Here is a 17,815-nt window from a genome sequence, read left to right as displayed (position 1 = left end):
GGTGCCCGAGACGCAACTGCGGCCCGCGACCCGCGACGTGGTCCGCCTGCTGCGCAGCGCCCGGCCCGGCATGCCCGACGCGGCACACGCCGTCGCGGCTCGCTTCCAGGAGGCCTCTGGTGCTGACGAGTTCGACGAGGAGCTTGGGACTGGGCGTCGGGATCCTTCCGGCTGCGGGACCGGCGATTCGCACTCGATTGGCATGGCGAAGACGAGAACAATAATTGTCTCGTACAGTCAGACTGGGCTGGCATCGCTGACGCATATACCCAAGGTGAAAGACATTTCTTTTGGTCACACATTCTCCGGCATTGTCCAAGAATTCTCCGGGACGGTGACGGCCGATGTTCAGTGATACAGGCATTGCAAGTCGGTTCAAGCTCACTGTGCAGCGGTAGCCGCCGTCGACCCACACCTTGCGGACGCGGAGATGTTCGACGGCGATCAAGCTCACCTCCGACGAGGCACTCGTCCTCTCAGACTGGTTGGAGCGGGTTCAGATGACTCATCTCAGCCGTCTGGTCGACGATCCGGCTGCATGGGCCCCGATCCACAAGATCGCGGGAACGTTGGACAAGGCACTTCCCGGGATCTTCGCCGCTGACTACGCGGAGCGTCTGGATGCGGCACGGCATCGTCTCAGGGAGACCGCGGGCAGCTTCACCGAAGAGCAAGACGGCTGACCTGCACACGCTTCCGTGAAAGCCATCCCGTGCAGAACGCCAAAGTCTCGGCGTCTTAATCGTCGCGACTCACGCGTCGGCGCTGAGCGGGAACATGGCGCTCAACCTTGGCAGCCTGCGGGCCGCCTCGTCTTCATCCCGAACATTCCAGCGCTTTCCGGCCAGGCCCTGGCTGACCGCGTGCTCACCCCGCCGGGTCTCCACAGCCGCATAGAAAGCATCCCCACAGTCGTCGGGATTCCCGGTCACAATCGCATGGGCTTCCAATGCCACATAGTCGAGCGATTCCCACCCGGGCCAGTCATCACCCCAGGTCTTCCAAGTTCGTCCCGCCAGACGCAGGACCTCAGGAGTGTCAGCCAGAGCGTCAGGGTCGAGCACGGCTCGCCCGAAGGCGTCTTTGCCCAGCCCGACCATCCAGAGGCCGAAGTAGCAGAAGTCGTCATCCGAACACAAGCCGCCGAAGATCCGCTCCGCCGCAGCCACCAGTTCCCAGGTGAAAGCCTGACGGGTCACCTGGTCGAGGCACATCTGGAACTCAACGATCTCCGCCAGCGGCCTGCGCGACAAATCGGAACGAAGACAAGTAAGTCGCGCATCCCTGCCGTCTGCCTGTCGGCGACACGTCTCTACAAGTTCCCAGAAGTTCTCAAGGTTCACGGCGAGTACCCTCCCAGGCGCCACTGACAACGGAGGGGCTACCTGGTGCCATCACCACTTCCGCGAAAGCCAGATCGTTTGAGATCGACACCGGCCCGCAGGCCCAGAACATCTGGCACCTATGCAAGTCAGCGTCACGTCAACTGCCGCCTGCGCCGCGACAGGACAGCTGGTCCTTGCGCACGCTAGTTGGCTCCGCACCTCATGCATGCCCGACCGATGTACCACGGGAGTTCGTCGCTAGGCTCGAGCACCATGACCAGTGATCTCGGGTTCACCTGCGCGTGCTGCGGGGCCCACCACCCTGAGCTGCCGATGAACTACACGGCCGAGGCCCCCGCCGTGTGGGATCCGGCCTTCGCCGACGCCGACGACTGCTTCCTCTCCACGGATCAGTGCGTGGTCCGCGGTCAGCACTACTTCGTCAAGGGTCTGATCGAGATACCGGTCATCGGCAGTGATGAGGTGTTCTCCTGGGGCGTCTGGGTCTCGCTCAGCCGAGAGAGCTTCTCCCGGGCCTCAGATCTGTGGGACAGGCCCGGCCGCGAGGCCGAGAAGCCGTACTTCGGCTGGCTCACCACCGATCTTCCGGTGTACCCGACGACGCTCAACCTCAAGACGCACGTCCATACCCGTCCGGTCGGCGAGCGCCCCTTCGTCGAGCTGGAGCCCACCCACCACCCCCTCGCCGTCGAGCAGCACACAGGGATCAGCCTGGAGCGCGTGCGGGAGATTGCGTCGGCCGTGCTCCACGCCGGTGACGGTGAACAGCAGTAATGGCCGACCAGCCCGTATCGCCCATCCCGGTCGCGCCTGCCGGCCTGAGTCGCAGGGCCCGGCGGTTCATCGAGGCGGAGGGCATCCGCGTTCGACGGCAGGACATCCGGCGACACCACGACGCGTGGATCGAGCATGGGATCCCCGCTGCGGAGATCGAACGGGCCACTGCCTTCCAGCACTGCTGGGGCGGCCTCGCCCTGCCGCCGGCCCCGTTCTACGAGGGCGGGCCGCGCATCCTGGACGCCGACTGCCCCGAGGAGACGCCCGCACAAGGTTGGTCGTTCCCGGCAGGAGGCTGCCGGGTGTCCATGGCCTACCGCTTCATGATCGGCCCCGACGGTGCATTCGGTATCGATGCCTACCGCTGGACGCCCCTGCATGCCAGCATTGACGGATGGGTGGAATCCCTGGCGCTTGCCGCTCATGCCCGCCGCTGGGCCACGACCGTCACAAGGGTCACTCGCACGGCCGTCGACGCACTGGATCTTGGCGAATTCGAGCCGGTGCCCGAAGTGCAGGGTGTGACCGACTCTTGGCGGCGGGGCAAGGACTCACTCATCGCCGTGTACCGAGGTGAGGCCGTGGGCCTTGACGCCCCGCGGTGCCTCGAAGCGCACATCTACGGCGGCCTCGACGAGTGGGCCCTCCACGGTGGCTGACCCACGGGCAACGGATCTGAGCACCCTGACGACTGACGCTTGAGTTTCAAGACCATTGACGTTGTGTGGTCTTACAGGATCTCGACAGTCCCGGGCAAAACCGGTCCCTCGCCTGTGTAGGTGTCGCCCCGTGGCTTCGACGGCGCGTCGTCCTCGGTGAGCGTCAGGCTGGGCCAGGGGGCGGCGAGGGTGGCGTCGTCCAGGGTGATGCCGAGGTGGTCCAGCACGAGGGCCACCACAGGTGCAATCCCGGCATCCTCTCCTTCGCGCGAGGCGAGCGCCGCTTCCACCCGATCCCACCAGGGGCCGAACGGTTCGGACCGGGTGTGCTCCATGCCTGGCTCGAAGTACTCGACGCATTCGCCGTCACGCCAGTACTGGAAGACGTCGATTCCGTCGGTCGTCGCCAGGCTGTATGTCTCCGTGCCGCGAGACAACTCCGCGAGCGATTCCTCCCCGAGGCCGATGCCGCCTTCCTCCTCGACGCAGAAGGCCCATTCATCGATCCTCCCGGACCGCAGCAGCGAGACCATCGCGTCACCGGAGTCGCCCGGGACCAGGTCCGAGGCTGTGTCCCAGTCGAGCAGGTGTGCCTGGTCCGGGTCGGCCCCGTACCGGGTGAAGACCTCCTCGGGGCTCAGGCCGCGGGTAAAGGTGACGCACATCCAGGCCACTGCCCAGCGGAGCGAATCCATGTCCGCGTCTGTCTTCATGTTTTGCCTCCGTCGTTCACTTGGGTACCGCTCGCCGGCCCTGCCGGGCCGCCGTGTTCTCGGTCATGCGCGTGGCGCGACGGGTAGCCAGGCTCGTGCTGGCGGTTCCCGCGGCCGGCGGCCGGAGGGGTGCGCGGCCGTAGGCGCTCGCCCTGGGGTCCGAACATGATCAGGTACTCGACCGGTCCGCCCGGTCCGGCGTTCGCCACCCCGTGCGGGGTGCGGGTGTCGAACTCGGCTACGTCTCCGGGGGTCAGGACGAGGTCTTGGTCGCCGAGTGCGAGCCACAGCCGCCCGTACAGGACGCACAGCCACTCGTGGCCGTCGTGGGAGACCTGACGGGGCCGCGCGGGCGGGTCCTCCAGGGCGGGCAGGACGTGCTTGTGGGCGTGCAGGCCGCCGACGTACCGGGTCAACGGCAGCACCACCTTGTCGTCGCCGAAGCTCAGCGGCGCTGCAGCGCGCGGCTCGGCCGCGGGGGTGGGTGCGGTGCCGGCCAACTCGTCCAGGGAGACGCCATACTCGTTCGACAGCTGCAGCAGCACATCTAGGGTGGGCTTGCGCCGGCCTGTCTCGATCCGGGACAGCGTGCTGGCCGAGATGCCTGTCGCGCGGCTGACACCGGCGAGCGTCGCGCCGAGGTGCTCGCGCGCGGCCCGCAACCGGGGCCCCATCGCGGCCAGCGTGCCGTCCACGTCGTCGACTGCCACCTTCAGCCCCTTCTGGCTCGTGCCGCTCGACTCCTCTGTCCTGCGAGTTTGCCAGAATGGCAAGGCTGATCGCGTCGGACGGGTGCCGCGCCGCATGATCGATGGGCAGCCGCGTCCGCCCGCGAACCGAGGAGAAGCCCATGCAGCCCGAGCCAACCGCCGAGCTCCGCCGCCGCACCGTCGAGGTTGCGGCCGGACGCCTGCACCTGGTCGAGCAGGGCACCGGCCCGCTGGTCCTGCTCGTACACGGCTTCCCCGAGTCCTGGTACTCCTGGCGCCTCCAGCTCCCGCACCTCGCCGCGGCCGGCCACCGGGCGGTGGCGATCGACGTGCGCGGCTACGGCCGCTCCTCCAAGCCGGAGGCGACCGACGCCTACCGGATGCTCGACCTGGTGGAGGACAACGTCGCCGTCGTACGAGCCCTCGGCGAGGAGAGCGCGGTGGTCGTCGGCCACGACTGGGGCTCCAACATCGCCGCCGCCTCCGCCCTGCTCCACCCCGAGGTCTTTCGCGCCGTCGGCCTGCTGAGCGTCCCCTACGCGCCGCCCGGCGGCCCCCGCCCCACCGACGTCTTCGGACAGATCGGCGGCCCCGAGCAGGAGTTCTACGTCTCCTACTTCCAAGAGCCCGGCCGCGCCGAGGCGGAGATCGAGCCCGACGTCCGGGGCTGGCTCGCGGGCTTCTACGCGGCCCTGTCCGCCGACACGATGCCCGCCCAGGGCGAGCCCGACCCGCACTTCGTGGCCCGTGGCGGCGGCCGGCTGCGCGACCGCTTTCCTACTGAGGTCCTCCCGGCCTGGCTGAGCGAGGGCGACCTCGACGTCTACGCCGGGGAGTTCGAGCGCACAGGGATCACCGGCGCACTCAACCGCTACCGCAACATGGACCGGGACTGGGAAGACCTCGCCGCGCACCGTGGAGCCCCGATCAAGCAGCCGTCCCTGTTCATCGGTGGCGCCCAGGACGCCTCCACCACCTGGATGTCCGACGCCATCGACGCCTACCCCACCACCCTGCCCGGCCTGTCGGCCTCCCACCTCTTGGACGGCTGCGGCCACTGGATCCAGCAGGAGCGCCCCGACGAGGTCAACCGCCTGCTGACCGACTGGCTCGCCACCCTCCAGGGTTGAACCACACGGGCTACCTGGGCACCTTGGCGGTTCGTTGAGGGTGGGCGGCGTCGACGCAGCGGAGGGCGGTCTGCTCGGTGAAGGCGGCAATCCAACGGAGGAGACCGCAGACCGCCCGCTGACGGACGCCGGCCGACAGTGATGACGGCACCCGTGCAAGGCGGAGGCTCCGGGGTCTGTCCTCATCCTTATGAGGTCGATCGCCACTGACAGTCGACGGCGGCGAACCGCGCCTGCATCTCGGCCGATCGTCCATGGAGGTCAGGTGAAGACCGCTGTCGTTCGCGCCCGTTGGTGTCATCAGGCACTGGTGTCAGCAGCCGCGTGCAGGCGTGACGCTCAGCGCCATCCTGGCGGCCGTTCACCCGCTCGCTGTGGCTTTCCGCTGCCCGGCACGGACCTTCTCTCGCCACCGCGCAGCCAAGCTGGCCTCAAAGCTCGCCAGTCGAAGATCGAGGTCTGTTACGACCCGATAAAAGGCGTCTCCGACATCGCCGCTGTCGGCGTCTTCAAGCAGCTCGCACACCGGGTACAGGGCGGGATCCCGGTAGAGGAGCGTTCCGCCTTCCGCCCAGCTGTCGAACTGGATCACCAATCCGGGCCGCCCGCACGAGTCGCAGGATTGCGGAGAACCGATCGTCGCCTCATTCACCGCCGCAGGCTAACGCGACGGCTGGCCCGATCCATACGGGCCTGACCTGTGGTTTCCACTGCCTCCACCACCGTCCTCCCCAGCTCCCATCCCGTCCGCCGTCGGCCCACACGTCTGTCGAGCGGGCGTGGTTCATGGCGTCCAGGCGGAGCGCGCCACTGTACGAACGCCCTTGTCGCCCCGGATGCCTCGGTGGCGGTGCGCGCGTTGGATGGCGGCGTGGTGCTGGTCGCGCTGCTGATCCAGTGGGTGCTTGGGTCCGGGGGTGGTGACGCCGCCAAGGGCACGAAGGCGGTCGCCGAACTGCTCGAGCTACCGGCCGGCCGGGTCATTCTCCCCCCCCCGCCCGCTCCCGCCAGTGGGCGAGAGCGTTGCGGGTCATGAGGGTGTAGGGATGGTCGGGTCCCAGAACCTGCAGTTGGTCCTCGAGTAGTTCGGCGAGCGGGGTGGCGGTGCCGGTGGGGTTTCCTGCTTCGCCTTGCCAGCGGGCGAGGTTGTTTTGCGGGGCCTCGCGCGGCGCCGCAGCCACCCGATTTCCCAGGTCGACGACGTGGGATTCCGCGTCGTGCGTTCCGTCATGCGTTGATCCACGTCATGTGCAGTCCGCTCCGCGCGGGGTCGATCTGGCGATAGCGTGATTCTCGTGACGGCTGAAGACGAGGCGCTGGTCGGCGGGATGGCGAACGCGGGGGCGGTTTTCCGCCGGGGGGAGTTGGTGGAGCGACCGGCACCGCGCAACGCGCGGGCCCTGCATGCCTATCTCCTTGCGCTGAAGGAGCATGGCTTCGATGCGGCGCCGGCCCCTGTCGGTCTCACCGCGGATGGCCGTGAGCAGCTGACCTTCATCCCCGGCGACGTGGCTCTGGCGCCGTTCCCGAACTGGGCGATGGGGAGTTCTGCCCTCGAATCGGTGGGGAGCCTGCTGCGGCGTCTGCATGAGAGCAGCGCAGCCGTCGCGGTGGACACCCGTGCCGAGTGGCCGCTGCACCTCGCCGACCCGGAAGGGGGAGAGATGTTGTGCCACAACGATGTGTGCCCGGAGAACGTCGTCTTCCGTGACGGTCGTGCCGCGGCCCTGATCGATTTCGACTTGGCGGCCCCGGGCCGTGTCCTCTGGGACATCGCCATGACCGCCCGCTATTGGGTACCCATGCTTGATCCCGAGTCCGCAGTCGCTCTCTATCCCCCCGGGCTGGATGCGGCCGCACGGCTGCGGATTCTTGTCGACAGCTACGGCCTCTCGGCGGAGGGCCGCGCCGAGTTGCCTGGCGTCATCGAGCAGGCCACGGAGGTCTGCCGGGCCTTCGTCGCCTGCCGCGTAGCCAGCGCGGACCCCGTCTATCTCCAGGCGCTGGCCGAGCGTGGTGGATGGGAGCGCTGGGACCGCGTGCAGACCTGGCTGGTGGACCACCGCAAGACGTTCACGGCTGCCCTACTGAACTGACCGGACCGTACGTTCGCGGACAAACTCACCGGGTGCTTCTTGGCGCCGCGTCCGTCCTCGGTGGCCTGGAACTGGTAGGAGACGGTTCCGGTCTGGATCAGCGTGCGGCAACGCTAGGAGCACGTCCGGCGCTGTGAGCTCGCCGCCCAGCTGCGGGCCGAGACCGAGGGCACCGCATATCTGGGACATGATCTGTTGCTGCTCAGCTCAGAAACTCGGCTGCGCGTCCTGCGCTGGCTGGCCGGTAGCCGGAGTGCTGCTTGGTGCGTGCGCGGGGACGGTCGCTCCGGTCGTTGGGCGGGGATCGGCTTCGGCAGGCACCGGCACGGCAGGACGGTGCGGGCCGGGGCCTGAGGCCCCGGCCCGCACCGTCGTCGTTTCGGCTTGCGGACTATCGGGCCGGCCAGTGCGGCCATGTGGGGGCGAAGGCGCACCAGTACTCCGGGCAGCCCACCCGATAGGCCCGGGTGACCGTCTCCGTGACGGAAGCGCCGGTACGGTCCGAGGCCGTCACCTTGAGCGAGACCCAGCCGGTGTCCATCGCGGGTACGGTCACCCGCCGGTCCCCGTCCCGGCCCCGCACCTTCGCCGGCTGCCAGGTGGCGCCGTCGTCCGTGGAGTACCGCACCGACACCCGCTCGCCATCGGCGCCGCCACCCGACCCCGGGCGGTCGATGCCGAGGCCGAAGGTGAACTCCGACCCCTCGGGTACGGAGTTGTCACCGTCCAGCCCGGCCATGTCGTAGCGCGTGTCGAGCAGCGGCAGCGGGTGCTCACCGCCGGTGTGCTCCGAGCGGAACCGCCAAGTGTCCGTCACATGCGTGCCGAGCGACCACTCCGCGGCGTCGCGATGCGCGGAGGAGGCGAGTTCGTACCACTGCCCGCGCGCGGGCACGTCGAAAACACCCTGACCCGGCACGTCGTTGCGGTCGAGCACCCTGCCCGAGGCGTCGCGCAGCACCGTCTCGCCGGACTCCACCGACCGCGCGGGCTCCGACCGGTGGCCCGCCGCGTCCGAGAACATCGGCAGCGCAAGGCGCAGCTTGTCCCCGTCGCGGGTCGCCTGTGCCCGGCCATCGGGTCCGTTCGCCGACAGCGACGGATTGAAGGGCCCCGTGAGCCAGCTGTCCGTCACCGTGCGCCCCCGGCGGTAGACCGTCGGGTTGGTGTACTGCGCGCCGAGCGCCCCGGCGTCCGTCGCGTACTCGAACGTGGCCGTCGTCCACGGGACGTCGGGCGTGTAGTACGCCGTCATCCTGTGCGGTGCCCGGAACAGCGTCCACTGCTGGGCCAGTTGCAGACCGTTGTACGTGGCCCAGCCGTAGATCCCCTTGGGGTCGTTCGGGTATCCGGTGGTGCGGAAGCTGTGGTCGACGCGGGCCAGGTTTTGGCGCGCGTCCTGCCAGTGCGCACCGGCCGGCACTCCGTCGCCATGAGTGTGGAACGTGAAGTAGGCGCGGTCACCGTTGCGGGCGCCGCTGATCCGAAGAGTCAGCTCGCCCTTGGCCAGCCGCTCACGCAGCAGAGCCACCCCCTGGTCGCCGGTCCCCAGCGTCGGGTCGGCAGGGTCGATCGACGCCGAGCCCGCCAGCAGGATCGCCGCCGGATGCTCCGCCTTGACGGCCTCGTACCGCCGCGTCAGCTCCTCCCAGGGCAGGCTCCAGTCCGTCTCAAGGAGCACGATCCGGTCCTTGAGCCGAAGCCCCGTCAGGTCCGCGCCGTAGCCCGCGTCGGTGACCTGCGCCTCCACGTTCCACTCCACCCGCTGCCAGGACACCTGCCACACCGGAACATCCACCGGGGCGCCAGTGCCACCCACGGTCGTGGCCAGGACGTACGGCTGCTCCCAGGCCGCGGCCGAGAAGTACGTCAGCCCGGGTATCCGGGAGCTGCCGACGGCGGAAGAGGTGTAGGCACCGGCGTAGATCGGTGCTGCCAGCCCGACCGGGGCGCCCGCGCCGGTCGACGAGACCAGCCCGGTCGCCGACCCCTGCTCGCTGATCCGCATCTTCGGGTCGTCGATGCCCATGGTGACGGGCTTCGCCCCGGACACGTCGGTCTCAAGCGTCCGGTCGCCGGAGAGGGTGACGCGCCGGGCGACGGCCACGGACGTCTCCGGCACGCTCGCCCTGCCGTGGCGGACGTACTCCCACACCCCGCCGAACACCCGGTAGTCGCCGAGCGGCAGCCGGAGTTCCTCGGAGGCCGTGGTCAGGCCGACCAGCTGTGCCTGGCCCGTCTTCTCGTTCTGCACCACCAGGGTCGTGTACGCCGTCTCGACCCCGGGACGCAGGGCGGCGGGCTCGAGGGTCAACGTGGCGGTCGGCGCCTCGGCATCGATGCCGACCGGGGTACGGACCGTGCTGCCGTCACTGCCGCGAGCGGTGATCCACGCACTGTGGGCGCCCGCGGACAACCGGCGCGCGTCGATCCGAACGCTCACCTCGGCGGTGCCGCCGGCCGGGACGGTCACTTGGCGCGGGGCGACCGAGACGGGTGCCGTCCCGGTCAGGGACAGGCTCAGCCGGACGTCCTTGCCCGCGTCGTTGCGGTAGGTCACCGTGCGGACCAGGCTGCCGCCGTATGGCCAGGCTGGTGCGGCCGACACCGCGGTCGGGGAGGCGGTGATCCGGGACGAGAGCGCGCCGGGCACGTCCGCGCGGCCCGCGCCCTGCTCGTACACCCCCGCTCCGCCGACCGGGACGGCCGTGCCGACGAGAGCCGCCTTGAGGCGCTGGGCGTCCCAACCGGGGTGCCGCTGCTTGAGGATGGCAGCCGCGCCGGACACGTGCGGGGTCGCCATGGACGTGCCGCTGAGCGTCGCGTAGTACTGGCTGTTCGCGACCGCGCCCAGGGTGCCCGCGGCGCGGGCGGCGGTAATCGCACTGCCGGGCGCGGTGATCTCGGGCTTGACGCCGCCGTCGGTCACCGCAGGCCCCTGGGACGAGAACGACGACATCCCGCCCTGCTTGGTGATCGACCCGACGGTCAGCGCGCTGGGCGCGGCAGCGGGCGCGCCGATGCTGTGCGCCCTGCCCTCGTTTCCGGCCGCGACGACGAACAGCGGCCCATCGCCGCGGGACAGGGTCTCCACCGCCTGCGACAGCGGATCGCTCCCGTCGCTCGGCAGGCTGGAACCCAGGCTCATCGACACGACGTTGGCGTGTTCTGCGGCCGCCCATTCCATGCCGGCCAAGATGCCGCTGATGTCGCCGGTCCCGCTCGAGTCCAGGACTTTGCCGATGAGGAGTCCGGCCCCCGGCGCGACGCCCTTGTACCGGCCCTGCGAGGCCGCTCCGCTCCCGGCGATGGTCGACGCGACGTGCGTGCCGTGGCCATTGCGGTCGGTGACACTCTCGTCCCAGGAGAAGTTCTTCTCCGCGATGACCTTGCTCTTCAGGTCGGGGTGGGTCGGGTCGTATCCGGTGTCCAGCACCGCGACCTTCACGCCCTTGCCGTCCAGGCCTTTGCGCCAGGCGACGGGCGCGCCGATCATCGCGACAGAGCGGTCGAGACTCGCCTTGACCTTCGCGTCGAGCCAGAGCTTCCCGGACGCGGCGCGGGAGCTGCCCGACGCCGCGGCGAGAAATCCCCGCCAGGCCGTGGACGCCTCGGACTTGCGCACCGTACGAGACGTCAGTCCCAGCCCGGGAAACGCCTCCCGGCCGGTCGACCCGCGCAGCGCGGGAGCCGCCTGCGCGGTGGTGATCAGCGGGATGTCCGCCCGGGCGGCGTCGTCGAAGCCCTGCGCGACAAGCGCGGTGACATCGAAGAGCTGCCGGTCCACCCGCCCGTCGGCCAGGGCCGGTGTGGCATCGACGGGGACCACGTACTCGTGGTCGTCGATCCTGGCCCGGGTGAAGGCGATGTTCCCCCGCCCGGCACCCGGGGTCACCCCGCTGACCTGCAGTCCGTTCCCGCTGCCGGTGAAGCCGACCCGGTCGCCGCTGATCAGCGTGACGGTACGCTGCGCGAACGCGGCCGCCGACGGCGCCACCAAATGCCCAGCCCCGGCGCTCGGTTCCTGCTCGGCCGCCGCAGGCAGCCCGGCGGCGAACATCGCCACCGCGGTCGCCGCGACCACGGCCGCGGTCCTCGATCTCGATCCCATCCCCTGCACCAGCTCCTCGAAAGCGCAGACATCCAAGAGCGGCTCCGCACCGCGGTGCGGGCCGGGGCCATACTCAGACGAGGAGTTGACGCTGAACCAGATCATGGACATGGCGCATCGAGGCCATGACGCTTGTGTGCCAAGCAGCCGCGGCTCCTCGCGTACCGGCAAGCCGTCGCCGGAAAAGGCGGCCGCACCGCCTCTTCCGCGTTCTGACTCGCGGACTTCCGCCCGATCGCGCTGAGGTTGCAGGCCTGACGATCTCGAGGGCTTCAATGCCGCCTCCGGCCGGGCCGACATCCCCGCCGTAATCCTGCGACAACTGCCCGCGCCCTCCCACATGATGGGCGACGTATCCGTGAGAGTGGAGCCGGAAGGCCGGGCGGTGACCGCAGCCGGAGCGTAGAAGCTGCCTGGGCGGGAGAGCGCGTCCGCACCGCCCGACGCTGCCCCGGACGGCTTCGCAGGCGGTCAGCCGGGGGACCGGGCCCCGGGAGGTTGGTCAAGAGTCTCCCGGGGCCCGGTTCGGGGGTGCCTTGTCAACGACGCCAGGCCCGCACCGTCACGGCACGCGCCAGGGTCTCTCGTCTGGATCACGTGAGCAGGGCGAGTCTCCGCAAGCGGAACGAACGAGTTCGCCTCGAGCTCCGTAATGTTCATGAATCGATCGGGAGAGGCGCCCGGGGGCCGAACTCCCCAGGGCTACGTGGCACCCGGCGAGACGGAGCGCGCTCTCCAGACGGAGCCCACTGACGCAGATCAGCTGGCGCGCGCTGTTCCCCTCCCGCTTCCCCCACGACCTGTCCGCCGACCTCCCGGGAACCTCGGTCGAGGACACGCCGTCCCGAAAGCTTGCCTTCATTGCCGGGTCTTCATGGCACACATCGAGGTGGACCGTGCGGCCCGCTCACCCCGCGGCATCATGAGCAGTTGCGGCGCGAGGCGCTGCACCGCACGTCGCCAGGTTGTTTTCGAAGCCTGGCTCGGCCCTTCCGCAGGCACTATTGATCGGCGGAACGGTCCTCGCGGTCCCACTTCCAACTCCAGAACGCGGAGACACGGTGGTCTTCCTCGAAGCCGGGGCGGGAGAGCGGGCCTACCCGTTCGATCGCTTCCCCGGTACGCGGGTCGTCGCGCCGAAGGAGGCCATAGGCGGCGTTGAGCCGCGTCTCGAGGTCGTCCTCGTCGAGCAGGCCCTGGAGGGCGTCGGCGACCGCCGCTGTACGGTCCGCGCCGGCCGCCACCGTACGGGCCCGCACTTCGGCCGCCGGATCCTGGAGCAGCCCGACGATGACGTCCGTGAACTCGGAGCTGCCGTCGTGAGCCGCGGCCAGCGCCCCGCCCGCTTCGGCACGTACCCCCCAGTCCTCGTCCCCGGCGAGCACCAGCAGAGCCGCCCGGGCAGCCGCGCCCAGGGGAGGGCGAGGGGCGTCCCAGCTGACCAGGAGGTCGGGGACCCGGGTGCGGACGCGCGGGTCCGGGTGACCGGCGTACCGAAGTCCCACGGACTCCGATTCCCGGTGCTCCGTCGCGTTCAGGACGCGGAGCACCTCGGCGAGGACGTCGTAGTCATCCTCCCCATCGGCAGCCCAGGCGACGAGCAGATCCGCCGTCTCCTTCTCGTAGGAGTTCCGCCAGCTCGACGGCATCAGCAGGTACGAGTGCAGGACATCGAGGACGAAGCGGCGGTGCTCCGGATCCGGGCCGTGGCGGTACGCCGTGACGGCCAACCACGTCTCCTTGCTGCGGCGTTGGCTCAGGACCCACCGGGCGGCCGACCAGTCGACCTGGTCCGGGTCGCGCCGCTCCACGGCCCTGGCCACCAACTCGTCCACGGGCGTCAGGATGCGGAAGGCCCATTCCAGGTTGGTGAGGATCGCGCCGTGCCCGGCACGGACCGTGCGGCCGGCGAGCGTCAGCTGCGTGACATGCTGGTAGTCGTCATCCATCACCCGGACCTGGCGCACGGGCCCAGACTCGCCAGTCCGGCACCGGAGTTCGGCCTCCGTGCCCCGCTCGTACCAGTGCCGGGCCAGGGCGAGCAGCTGCTCCCTTTCGGCCTCCGGGAGGCGCAGCCGGGGCTCCCGCCCCCGCACGGCTTCCGCCACGGCTGGAGAGCCGCCGTCGATGGCCCGTACCAGCGGAGTCGTTCCGTCCGGCAGCCTCCGGTCCGGATCCGCGCCGCCCTCGACCAGCGCCTCCGCGACGGCAGCGTGATAGGCGGCGACCGCCAGGCACAGGACCGGCAGGCCGTCGCCCGTGACCGTGTCCGGGGCCGCTCCCGCCTCCAGCAACGCGATCACGGCCTCCGCGTCCCCCCGCCCGACTGCCGCTACGAGCTCCGTACCGTCCATCTTCGGCTGTGCCCCGGTCTCGTCATGAATTGCTGGCTCAAGCAGCAGAGTCCACCACCGCGCGGCAAACGCCCCGTCGCCGACCGACTTCTGCCGATCGGCGCAGCTGAGCCCGGCCCGGGTGAGGGTAGTTGGCGGGGCTAAGGGCCCGCAGAGGAACAACATGCGGGCGGCCACCCCACCGAACTGCGGCGTCAAGTCTCAAAACCGGCAAGTTAATTCTCTGCGGGCCCTAAGAGTCATCCCGTAATGGGATGTCGTCCGTCCGGTTCCTGTTCGGGTGGGCCGCCTGGTGGCGCCGTGTTCCGTACTGGGGCGGCTGTTCCGACGTGGGCCTTGTGCCGCGTGGTTGCGGGTCGGGTCTCATTCGGGGTGGGCCGGTACCGGTCGGTCGTGTTTCGCCGAGCAGAGGCCTGCGGTTCGGGTGTTCCGGAGGTGCGGGCTGCCGCGTGGGTGCGGCCCCGGCTGGGGCGGGCACCGCGCTGCGGTTGACTCGACAGGACTTCTTGCAGCCCTGGTGAGAAAAGCATCTGTGTGGTGCGGGCCTGGACACCGTCCAAGCCCGCAGTGCTGGGCTTGCCGGGGTCGGCGAGCCGGACGTGTGCGGCGAGGGCTGCGGACACCATGTCCCGGTCGGCGGTAAGATCGCAGACCGTGCAACGATGCACGCGCTCGGAGAGTGTCTTCTTCACCTGGCCGCCGCACAGGCAGGTCTGTGACAGTTTCGTCGTGAACGTCGACGCGCGCAGCAGCCGCCCGCCGGCCTTCTCGCATTCCCGGCCGATCGCCGCGATCAGCCGACCTGGAGTGGCCGCCTGCAGGGTTTTCCCCCACAGCCTGTACCAGGTCCTGATGTCGCAGTCCTCGACGGTTAGCCGCACCCCGTGGGCCTCGACGATCCGCTCGGCGATCCTCCGCGCCCGGTGGTCTTTCGCCGCGGCCGCGGTCGCCGCAGCTTCCGCGAGGCGGGCGCGGTTGACCCGGTACCCGGCCGACAACACATCACGCCGGTACGCCTGCCGCGGCACACCCGCCCTGTTCGCGTCCCGGGCGCCGCCGGGCACCGAGTCGGTGCGGGCGGGCAGCCCGGATTCCGTACGGCGTTCGTCCCGGGCCTGCTGCCGTTTCGACGGCGCATATTGGGCAGGGTTGGTGGCCCGCCGGGATCGGTCGAGTGCACGCTTGCGCCCTCGTTCCTTCCGCCGGACTCGCTCGAGCGCCGCACGTTCGGTGTCGGTGAACTCGATCCGACTGGTCCGTATACCGCCGTCGGCGGGGTCGAACGTGTCCGGGAACGAGACGACGGACAGGTTGGACACGTTCCCGTCGATACCGCCGACCCGGTCCATCCCGGCCGCTGCCTGACGGCGGGCCCGGGTGGCAGGGGACGCGTAGCCTCCGGCGAGGACCATCAGGTGCGCCTCGTATGCCCACCCGCCGGGCGCGGATGCGTCACGGCGGCGGACGAGGTCGACCTTGTGCCAGGAATCCGGGTCGTCGAGGAAGTGAAGCAGGCGGGGCCAGCGGCCGGCGCCGGACGGCAGCCGGACCGGGAGGACCAGGTCGCCGCGGCGGGAGTCCGCGCCACCGGAGAACACGAGCGTGAGCGGCCCGGTGTGGTCCCACCACGTCGCAGCCCGCGTCTTCGGAGCGCCCTTCGAGGTGGTGTCCCCCATCGGGACACGACCTGCAGGCCTGGCCGGCGCGGTCAGCCGCCGCAACTGCTCGAGGACTTTTGTTCCCGTCCGCAGAGCAGCCGCCTGCTCCGGCGTGAGGATCGTCGGGCCCAGGCTCCGGTGCTGGTAGGCGGCGAGGTGCCCGGTGAGGGTGCCGTGGAGCCTGAACGTCTCCCACTTCCGCGCCGTCGTATGCGACCTGGCACGACCGGGTATCCGCGTGTAATCCCACCACGATCCCGACTTCGGCCGGCCGAACCTGCGGCCGACCGCGTCCGGGAACAAGTGCCGGGAGACGCCCTCCCACACCTCGTCGGCCTGATGCATCACCAACGCCTTCGTGACGTGATGACCCAGGTGGCGGGAGCGTTCCATGTGCCGGTACCCGCGGTGTTCCATCCCCTCACGGGACAACCCCAGCACAGCCCGCCACGCCTTCGCATCCACCCCGCGCCGCACATCACCGGCCCAGTACGCGTCGACCGCGGCACGCGCATCCCGCTGCAGGGCACGTTTCACCGACCACATCGACGAAAACAGCTGCTCGAGCCGGGCGACGCCCTCGGGCCGGTGGACGTCCAACAGCAGCCGGATGACCGCGAATTCGGTGTCTTCCCCACGCTTCCAGCCGGGGCCCTTGCTCTTGCCCCGGAACCGGCGCGCGGGAACAGCATCGGAGGCAGAAGGCATGTGCTGCGGACGTGCAGTCATGGGACCTTCCACCTCCTCTCGGGCGCGCTGAACACCTGCAGACCTGTCCGGCAGCAGGCCGGATCAGCAATCCCAGGAACAGTAACCCGCCCCACTGACAACGGGCCCTGACCACAGCCCGGTTGGCTGGCTACGATGCCCGGCATGCACCTGCGACTCACCCACTGCACCCGTGTTGACCTGCGGGCATGGACGGGACTGACCGGCCCGCAGATGCACCGGCTCGTCGCACAACTATGGGCGAAGATTCCGGACGCGGGCCACGGCCGGCCCTGGGCGCTGCCATTTCCCGACCGCGTCCTCCTGCTCGTCCTCTCCTACCGGACCAACCTGACAATGGAGCAGCTCGGTGCGCTCTTCGGGATCTCCGACTCCGCGGTGCACCGCACCGTCGACCGGCTCGCAGGCCCGCTCGCCGAACTCCTCGGACCGCCACCCACCGACAAGCGGGAACTATGGCTCGTCGACGGAACCCTTATCCCCGTCCACGACAAAGAGAGGACGGCAAAGTCGAAGAACTAGCGGCGCAGCGTCAACGTGCAGATCGTCTGCCGGGCCTGCGACCGGCGCGTCGTCGCTGTCGGGGAAGCCTGGCCTGGAAACCGCAACGACATCGTCGTCTTCCGCGAAACCGTCGGGAAAACCCTGCCCGACCATCCTCGACTGTCCGGCGACGGCGGCTACCGCGGAGAGAACCAGATCCGTACACCCCGACGCGGGCCGGACGGCCGGATCATCAAAGACCGCAACCACCGCCGGTTCCGCAAACGCCGCGCCGTCGCGGAGCACGTGATAGCCCGTCTGAAGGACCACCAGATACTCCGCCAGTGCAGACGCCGTGGCGACGGCATCGACCACGCCGCCTCCGGTGTTGCCGCACTCCGTAACCTCAAGCTGGACATCCGGTAACCGACGCCACCAAGACCACCCCAGCATGACCTGCGCCCCATTACGGGATATCTCTTAGCCTGCGGCATCGTCCACAAAGTCACCGGCGAACGAGAGCCCGAAATCAAGGCCGTCGCCAGGAAACGCCCGGCTACCACCTCACGAGCGAGCCACTGGGCGAAACCGTCAACTGGCGCCCAGTCTCATCATGGACCCTGGTCAGTCCGTCAGGCCCCGGAGCCCGGCACGGTCTGCACGAACCTGGTCGACAGCGCGGACGCGTACGTGCCGAAATCACGCACCACTGCCCGACAGCGCCCGAGTGTGGCCTGCCGGCTGCGCGCCCGTTCAGCCAGAAGCCTGTGGGACCCACCTGCGCGATCCCGCAAAGTGGCGACGGCCGGCCTTGAACGGAGCAGCTGGGCTGTCGGACATTGCTCAACGGCGACCACCGCCGACATCTAAGTCGCAGGTCGCAGCGTGCATCGCCGACAAACTCACAGGTCAGGAAGCCGTCAGGCTCTTCGTGGTGTACCAGGGCGTCCGGACCTCGACTTGGATGGGATCGTGGGGAAGGGAGCGGCGTTCAGGGGGCGTGGCTGGTGTGTGGGTTCGCCCACCGACACGGTGCGCAATCCGTGCGC

15 protein-coding genes are annotated in these 17,815 nt (G+C 69.6%); 8 read left to right on the top strand and 7 right to left on the bottom strand.

The window, feature by feature from the left end; translation table 11 throughout:
• Together ACWCQK_RS35115 and ACWCQK_RS35110 are read left to right on the top strand one after the other, a co-directional pair.
• Window positions 1–355 (top strand): hypothetical protein (locus ACWCQK_RS35115; RefSeq protein ID WP_451162106.1); only part of this gene is annotated, 355 nt, incomplete at its 5' end.
• Between the two features lie 145 nt (window positions 356–500).
• Window positions 501–683 (top strand): hypothetical protein, encoded by a 183-nt coding sequence (locus ACWCQK_RS35110; RefSeq protein WP_451162105.1) that lies wholly within the window; start codon window positions 501–503, stop codon window positions 681–683.
• Between the two features lie 69 nt (window positions 684–752).
• On the opposite strand, the gene ACWCQK_RS35105 is transcribed toward ACWCQK_RS35110, so the two are convergent.
• Window positions 753–1,343, bottom strand: a complete 591-nt coding sequence (locus ACWCQK_RS35105) for a DUF4240 domain-containing protein (RefSeq protein ID WP_451162103.1) — start codon at window positions 1,341–1,343, stop codon at window positions 753–755.
• A 315-nt stretch (window positions 1,344–1,658) separates the two neighbouring features.
• Between ACWCQK_RS35105 and ACWCQK_RS35100 the strand changes: the two genes are divergently transcribed.
• Both ACWCQK_RS35100 and ACWCQK_RS35095 read left to right on the top strand, forming a co-directional pair.
• The gene (locus ACWCQK_RS35100; protein WP_451162116.1) at window positions 1,659–2,120 is read left to right on the top strand and encodes a DUF2199 domain-containing protein; all 462 of its coding nucleotides are present in this window, start codon (window positions 1,659–1,661) and stop codon (window positions 2,118–2,120) included.
• The gene (locus tag ACWCQK_RS35095) at window positions 2,120–2,782 is read left to right on the top strand and encodes a hypothetical protein (RefSeq protein ID WP_451162101.1); all 663 of its coding nucleotides are present in this window, start codon (window positions 2,120–2,122) and stop codon (window positions 2,780–2,782) included. Before ACWCQK_RS35100 ends, ACWCQK_RS35095 begins: the two co-directional genes overlap by 1 nt.
• A gap of 71 nt (window positions 2,783–2,853) precedes the next feature.
• Here the strand turns inward: ACWCQK_RS35095 and ACWCQK_RS35090 are convergent, their stop codons facing one another.
• Window positions 2,854–3,495 (bottom strand): DUF6461 domain-containing protein, encoded by a 642-nt coding sequence (locus tag ACWCQK_RS35090; protein ID WP_451162099.1) that lies wholly within the window; start codon window positions 3,493–3,495, stop codon window positions 2,854–2,856.
• The gene (locus tag ACWCQK_RS35085) at window positions 3,492–4,205 is read right to left on the bottom strand and encodes a helix-turn-helix domain-containing protein (protein ID WP_451162097.1); all 714 of its coding nucleotides are present in this window, start codon (window positions 4,203–4,205) and stop codon (window positions 3,492–3,494) included. Before ACWCQK_RS35085 ends, ACWCQK_RS35090 begins: the two co-directional genes overlap by 4 nt.
• A gap of 140 nt (window positions 4,206–4,345) precedes the next feature.
• Here ACWCQK_RS35085 and ACWCQK_RS35080 point away from each other — a divergent pair, with 140 nt between their 5' ends.
• Window positions 4,346–5,335 (top strand): alpha/beta fold hydrolase, encoded by a 990-nt coding sequence (locus ACWCQK_RS35080; protein ID WP_451162095.1) that lies wholly within the window; start codon window positions 4,346–4,348, stop codon window positions 5,333–5,335.
• Window positions 5,336–5,696: 361 nt separating this feature from the next.
• On the opposite strand, the gene ACWCQK_RS35075 is transcribed toward ACWCQK_RS35080, so the two are convergent.
• On the bottom strand, window positions 5,697–5,987 hold the full coding sequence (locus ACWCQK_RS35075; RefSeq protein WP_451162093.1) for a hypothetical protein: 291 nt from the start codon (window positions 5,985–5,987) through the stop codon (window positions 5,697–5,699).
• Between the two features lie 676 nt (window positions 5,988–6,663).
• Here ACWCQK_RS35075 and ACWCQK_RS35070 point away from each other — a divergent pair.
• Window positions 6,664–7,431 carry a phosphotransferase gene (locus ACWCQK_RS35070; RefSeq protein ID WP_451162114.1) on the top strand — a complete coding sequence of 256 codons (768 nt, stop codon included), beginning with the start codon at window positions 6,664–6,666 and terminating at the stop codon, window positions 7,429–7,431.
• 391 nt (window positions 7,432–7,822) lie between these two features.
• Here ACWCQK_RS35070 and ACWCQK_RS35065 read toward each other — a convergent pair whose 3' ends face one another.
• The 3 genes from ACWCQK_RS35065 to ACWCQK_RS35055 all read right to left on the bottom strand — a co-directional run bounded on the left by ACWCQK_RS35065 (window position 7,823) and on the right by ACWCQK_RS35055 (window position 16,283).
• Window positions 7,823–11,542 carry a S8 family serine peptidase gene (locus ACWCQK_RS35065; protein WP_451162091.1) on the bottom strand — a complete coding sequence of 1,240 codons (3,720 nt, stop codon included), beginning with the start codon at window positions 11,540–11,542 and terminating at the stop codon, window positions 7,823–7,825.
• Window positions 11,543–12,543: 1,001 nt separating this feature from the next.
• Window positions 12,544–13,896 (bottom strand): ankyrin repeat domain-containing protein, encoded by a 1,353-nt coding sequence (locus ACWCQK_RS35060; RefSeq protein WP_451162089.1) that lies wholly within the window; start codon window positions 13,894–13,896, stop codon window positions 12,544–12,546.
• Between the two features lie 239 nt (window positions 13,897–14,135).
• Window positions 14,136–16,283 carry a zinc ribbon domain-containing protein gene (locus tag ACWCQK_RS35055; protein ID WP_451162087.1) on the bottom strand — a complete coding sequence of 716 codons (2,148 nt, stop codon included), beginning with the start codon at window positions 16,281–16,283 and terminating at the stop codon, window positions 14,136–14,138.
• Between the two features lie 144 nt (window positions 16,284–16,427).
• On the opposite strand from ACWCQK_RS35055, the gene ACWCQK_RS35050 reads away from it, so the two are divergent.
• A complete protein-coding gene (locus ACWCQK_RS35050) occupies window positions 16,428–16,805 on the top strand; it encodes a helix-turn-helix domain-containing protein (protein WP_451162085.1) in 378 nt (125 codons plus the stop codon).
• 15 nt (window positions 16,806–16,820) lie between these two features.
• Entirely contained in the window at window positions 16,821–17,192 is a 372-nt protein-coding gene (locus ACWCQK_RS35045) for a transposase (RefSeq protein WP_451162083.1), read from the top strand.
• Window positions 17,193–17,815 lie beyond the last annotated feature (623 nt).

This window comes from Streptomyces sp. NPDC002306 (genome assembly GCF_053593435.1).
Note: the sequence above shows the minus strand (reverse complement) of the source record. Positions and strands in the feature narration are given on the sequence as shown.

Excerpts from the sequence above, each read along its gene's own strand:
- ACWCQK_RS35080 (WP_451162095.1), top strand. The coding sequence starts at position 4,346 with ATGCAGCCCGAGCCAACCGCCGAGCTCCGCCGCCGCACCGTCGAGGTT.
- ACWCQK_RS35095 (WP_451162101.1), top strand. The coding sequence starts at position 2,120 with ATGGCCGACCAGCCCGTATCGCCCATCCCGGTCGCGCCTGCCGGCCTG.
- ACWCQK_RS35055 (WP_451162087.1), bottom strand. The coding sequence starts at position 16,283 with ATGACTGCACGTCCGCAGCACATGCCTTCTGCCTCCGATGCTGTTCCC.
- ACWCQK_RS35090 (WP_451162099.1), bottom strand. The coding sequence starts at position 3,495 with ATGAAGACAGACGCGGACATGGATTCGCTCCGCTGGGCAGTGGCCTGG.
- ACWCQK_RS35070 (WP_451162114.1), top strand. The coding sequence starts at position 6,664 with ATGGCGAACGCGGGGGCGGTTTTCCGCCGGGGGGAGTTGGTGGAGCGA.
- ACWCQK_RS35110 (WP_451162105.1), top strand. The coding sequence starts at position 501 with ATGACTCATCTCAGCCGTCTGGTCGACGATCCGGCTGCATGGGCCCCG.
- ACWCQK_RS35100 (WP_451162116.1), top strand. The coding sequence starts at position 1,659 with ATGAACTACACGGCCGAGGCCCCCGCCGTGTGGGATCCGGCCTTCGCC.
- ACWCQK_RS35060 (WP_451162089.1), bottom strand. The coding sequence starts at position 13,896 with ATGGACGGTACGGAGCTCGTAGCGGCAGTCGGGCGGGGGGACGCGGAG.
- ACWCQK_RS35050 (WP_451162085.1), top strand. The coding sequence starts at position 16,428 with ATGCACCTGCGACTCACCCACTGCACCCGTGTTGACCTGCGGGCATGG.
- ACWCQK_RS35065 (WP_451162091.1), bottom strand. The coding sequence starts at position 11,542 with ATGGGATCGAGATCGAGGACCGCGGCCGTGGTCGCGGCGACCGCGGTG.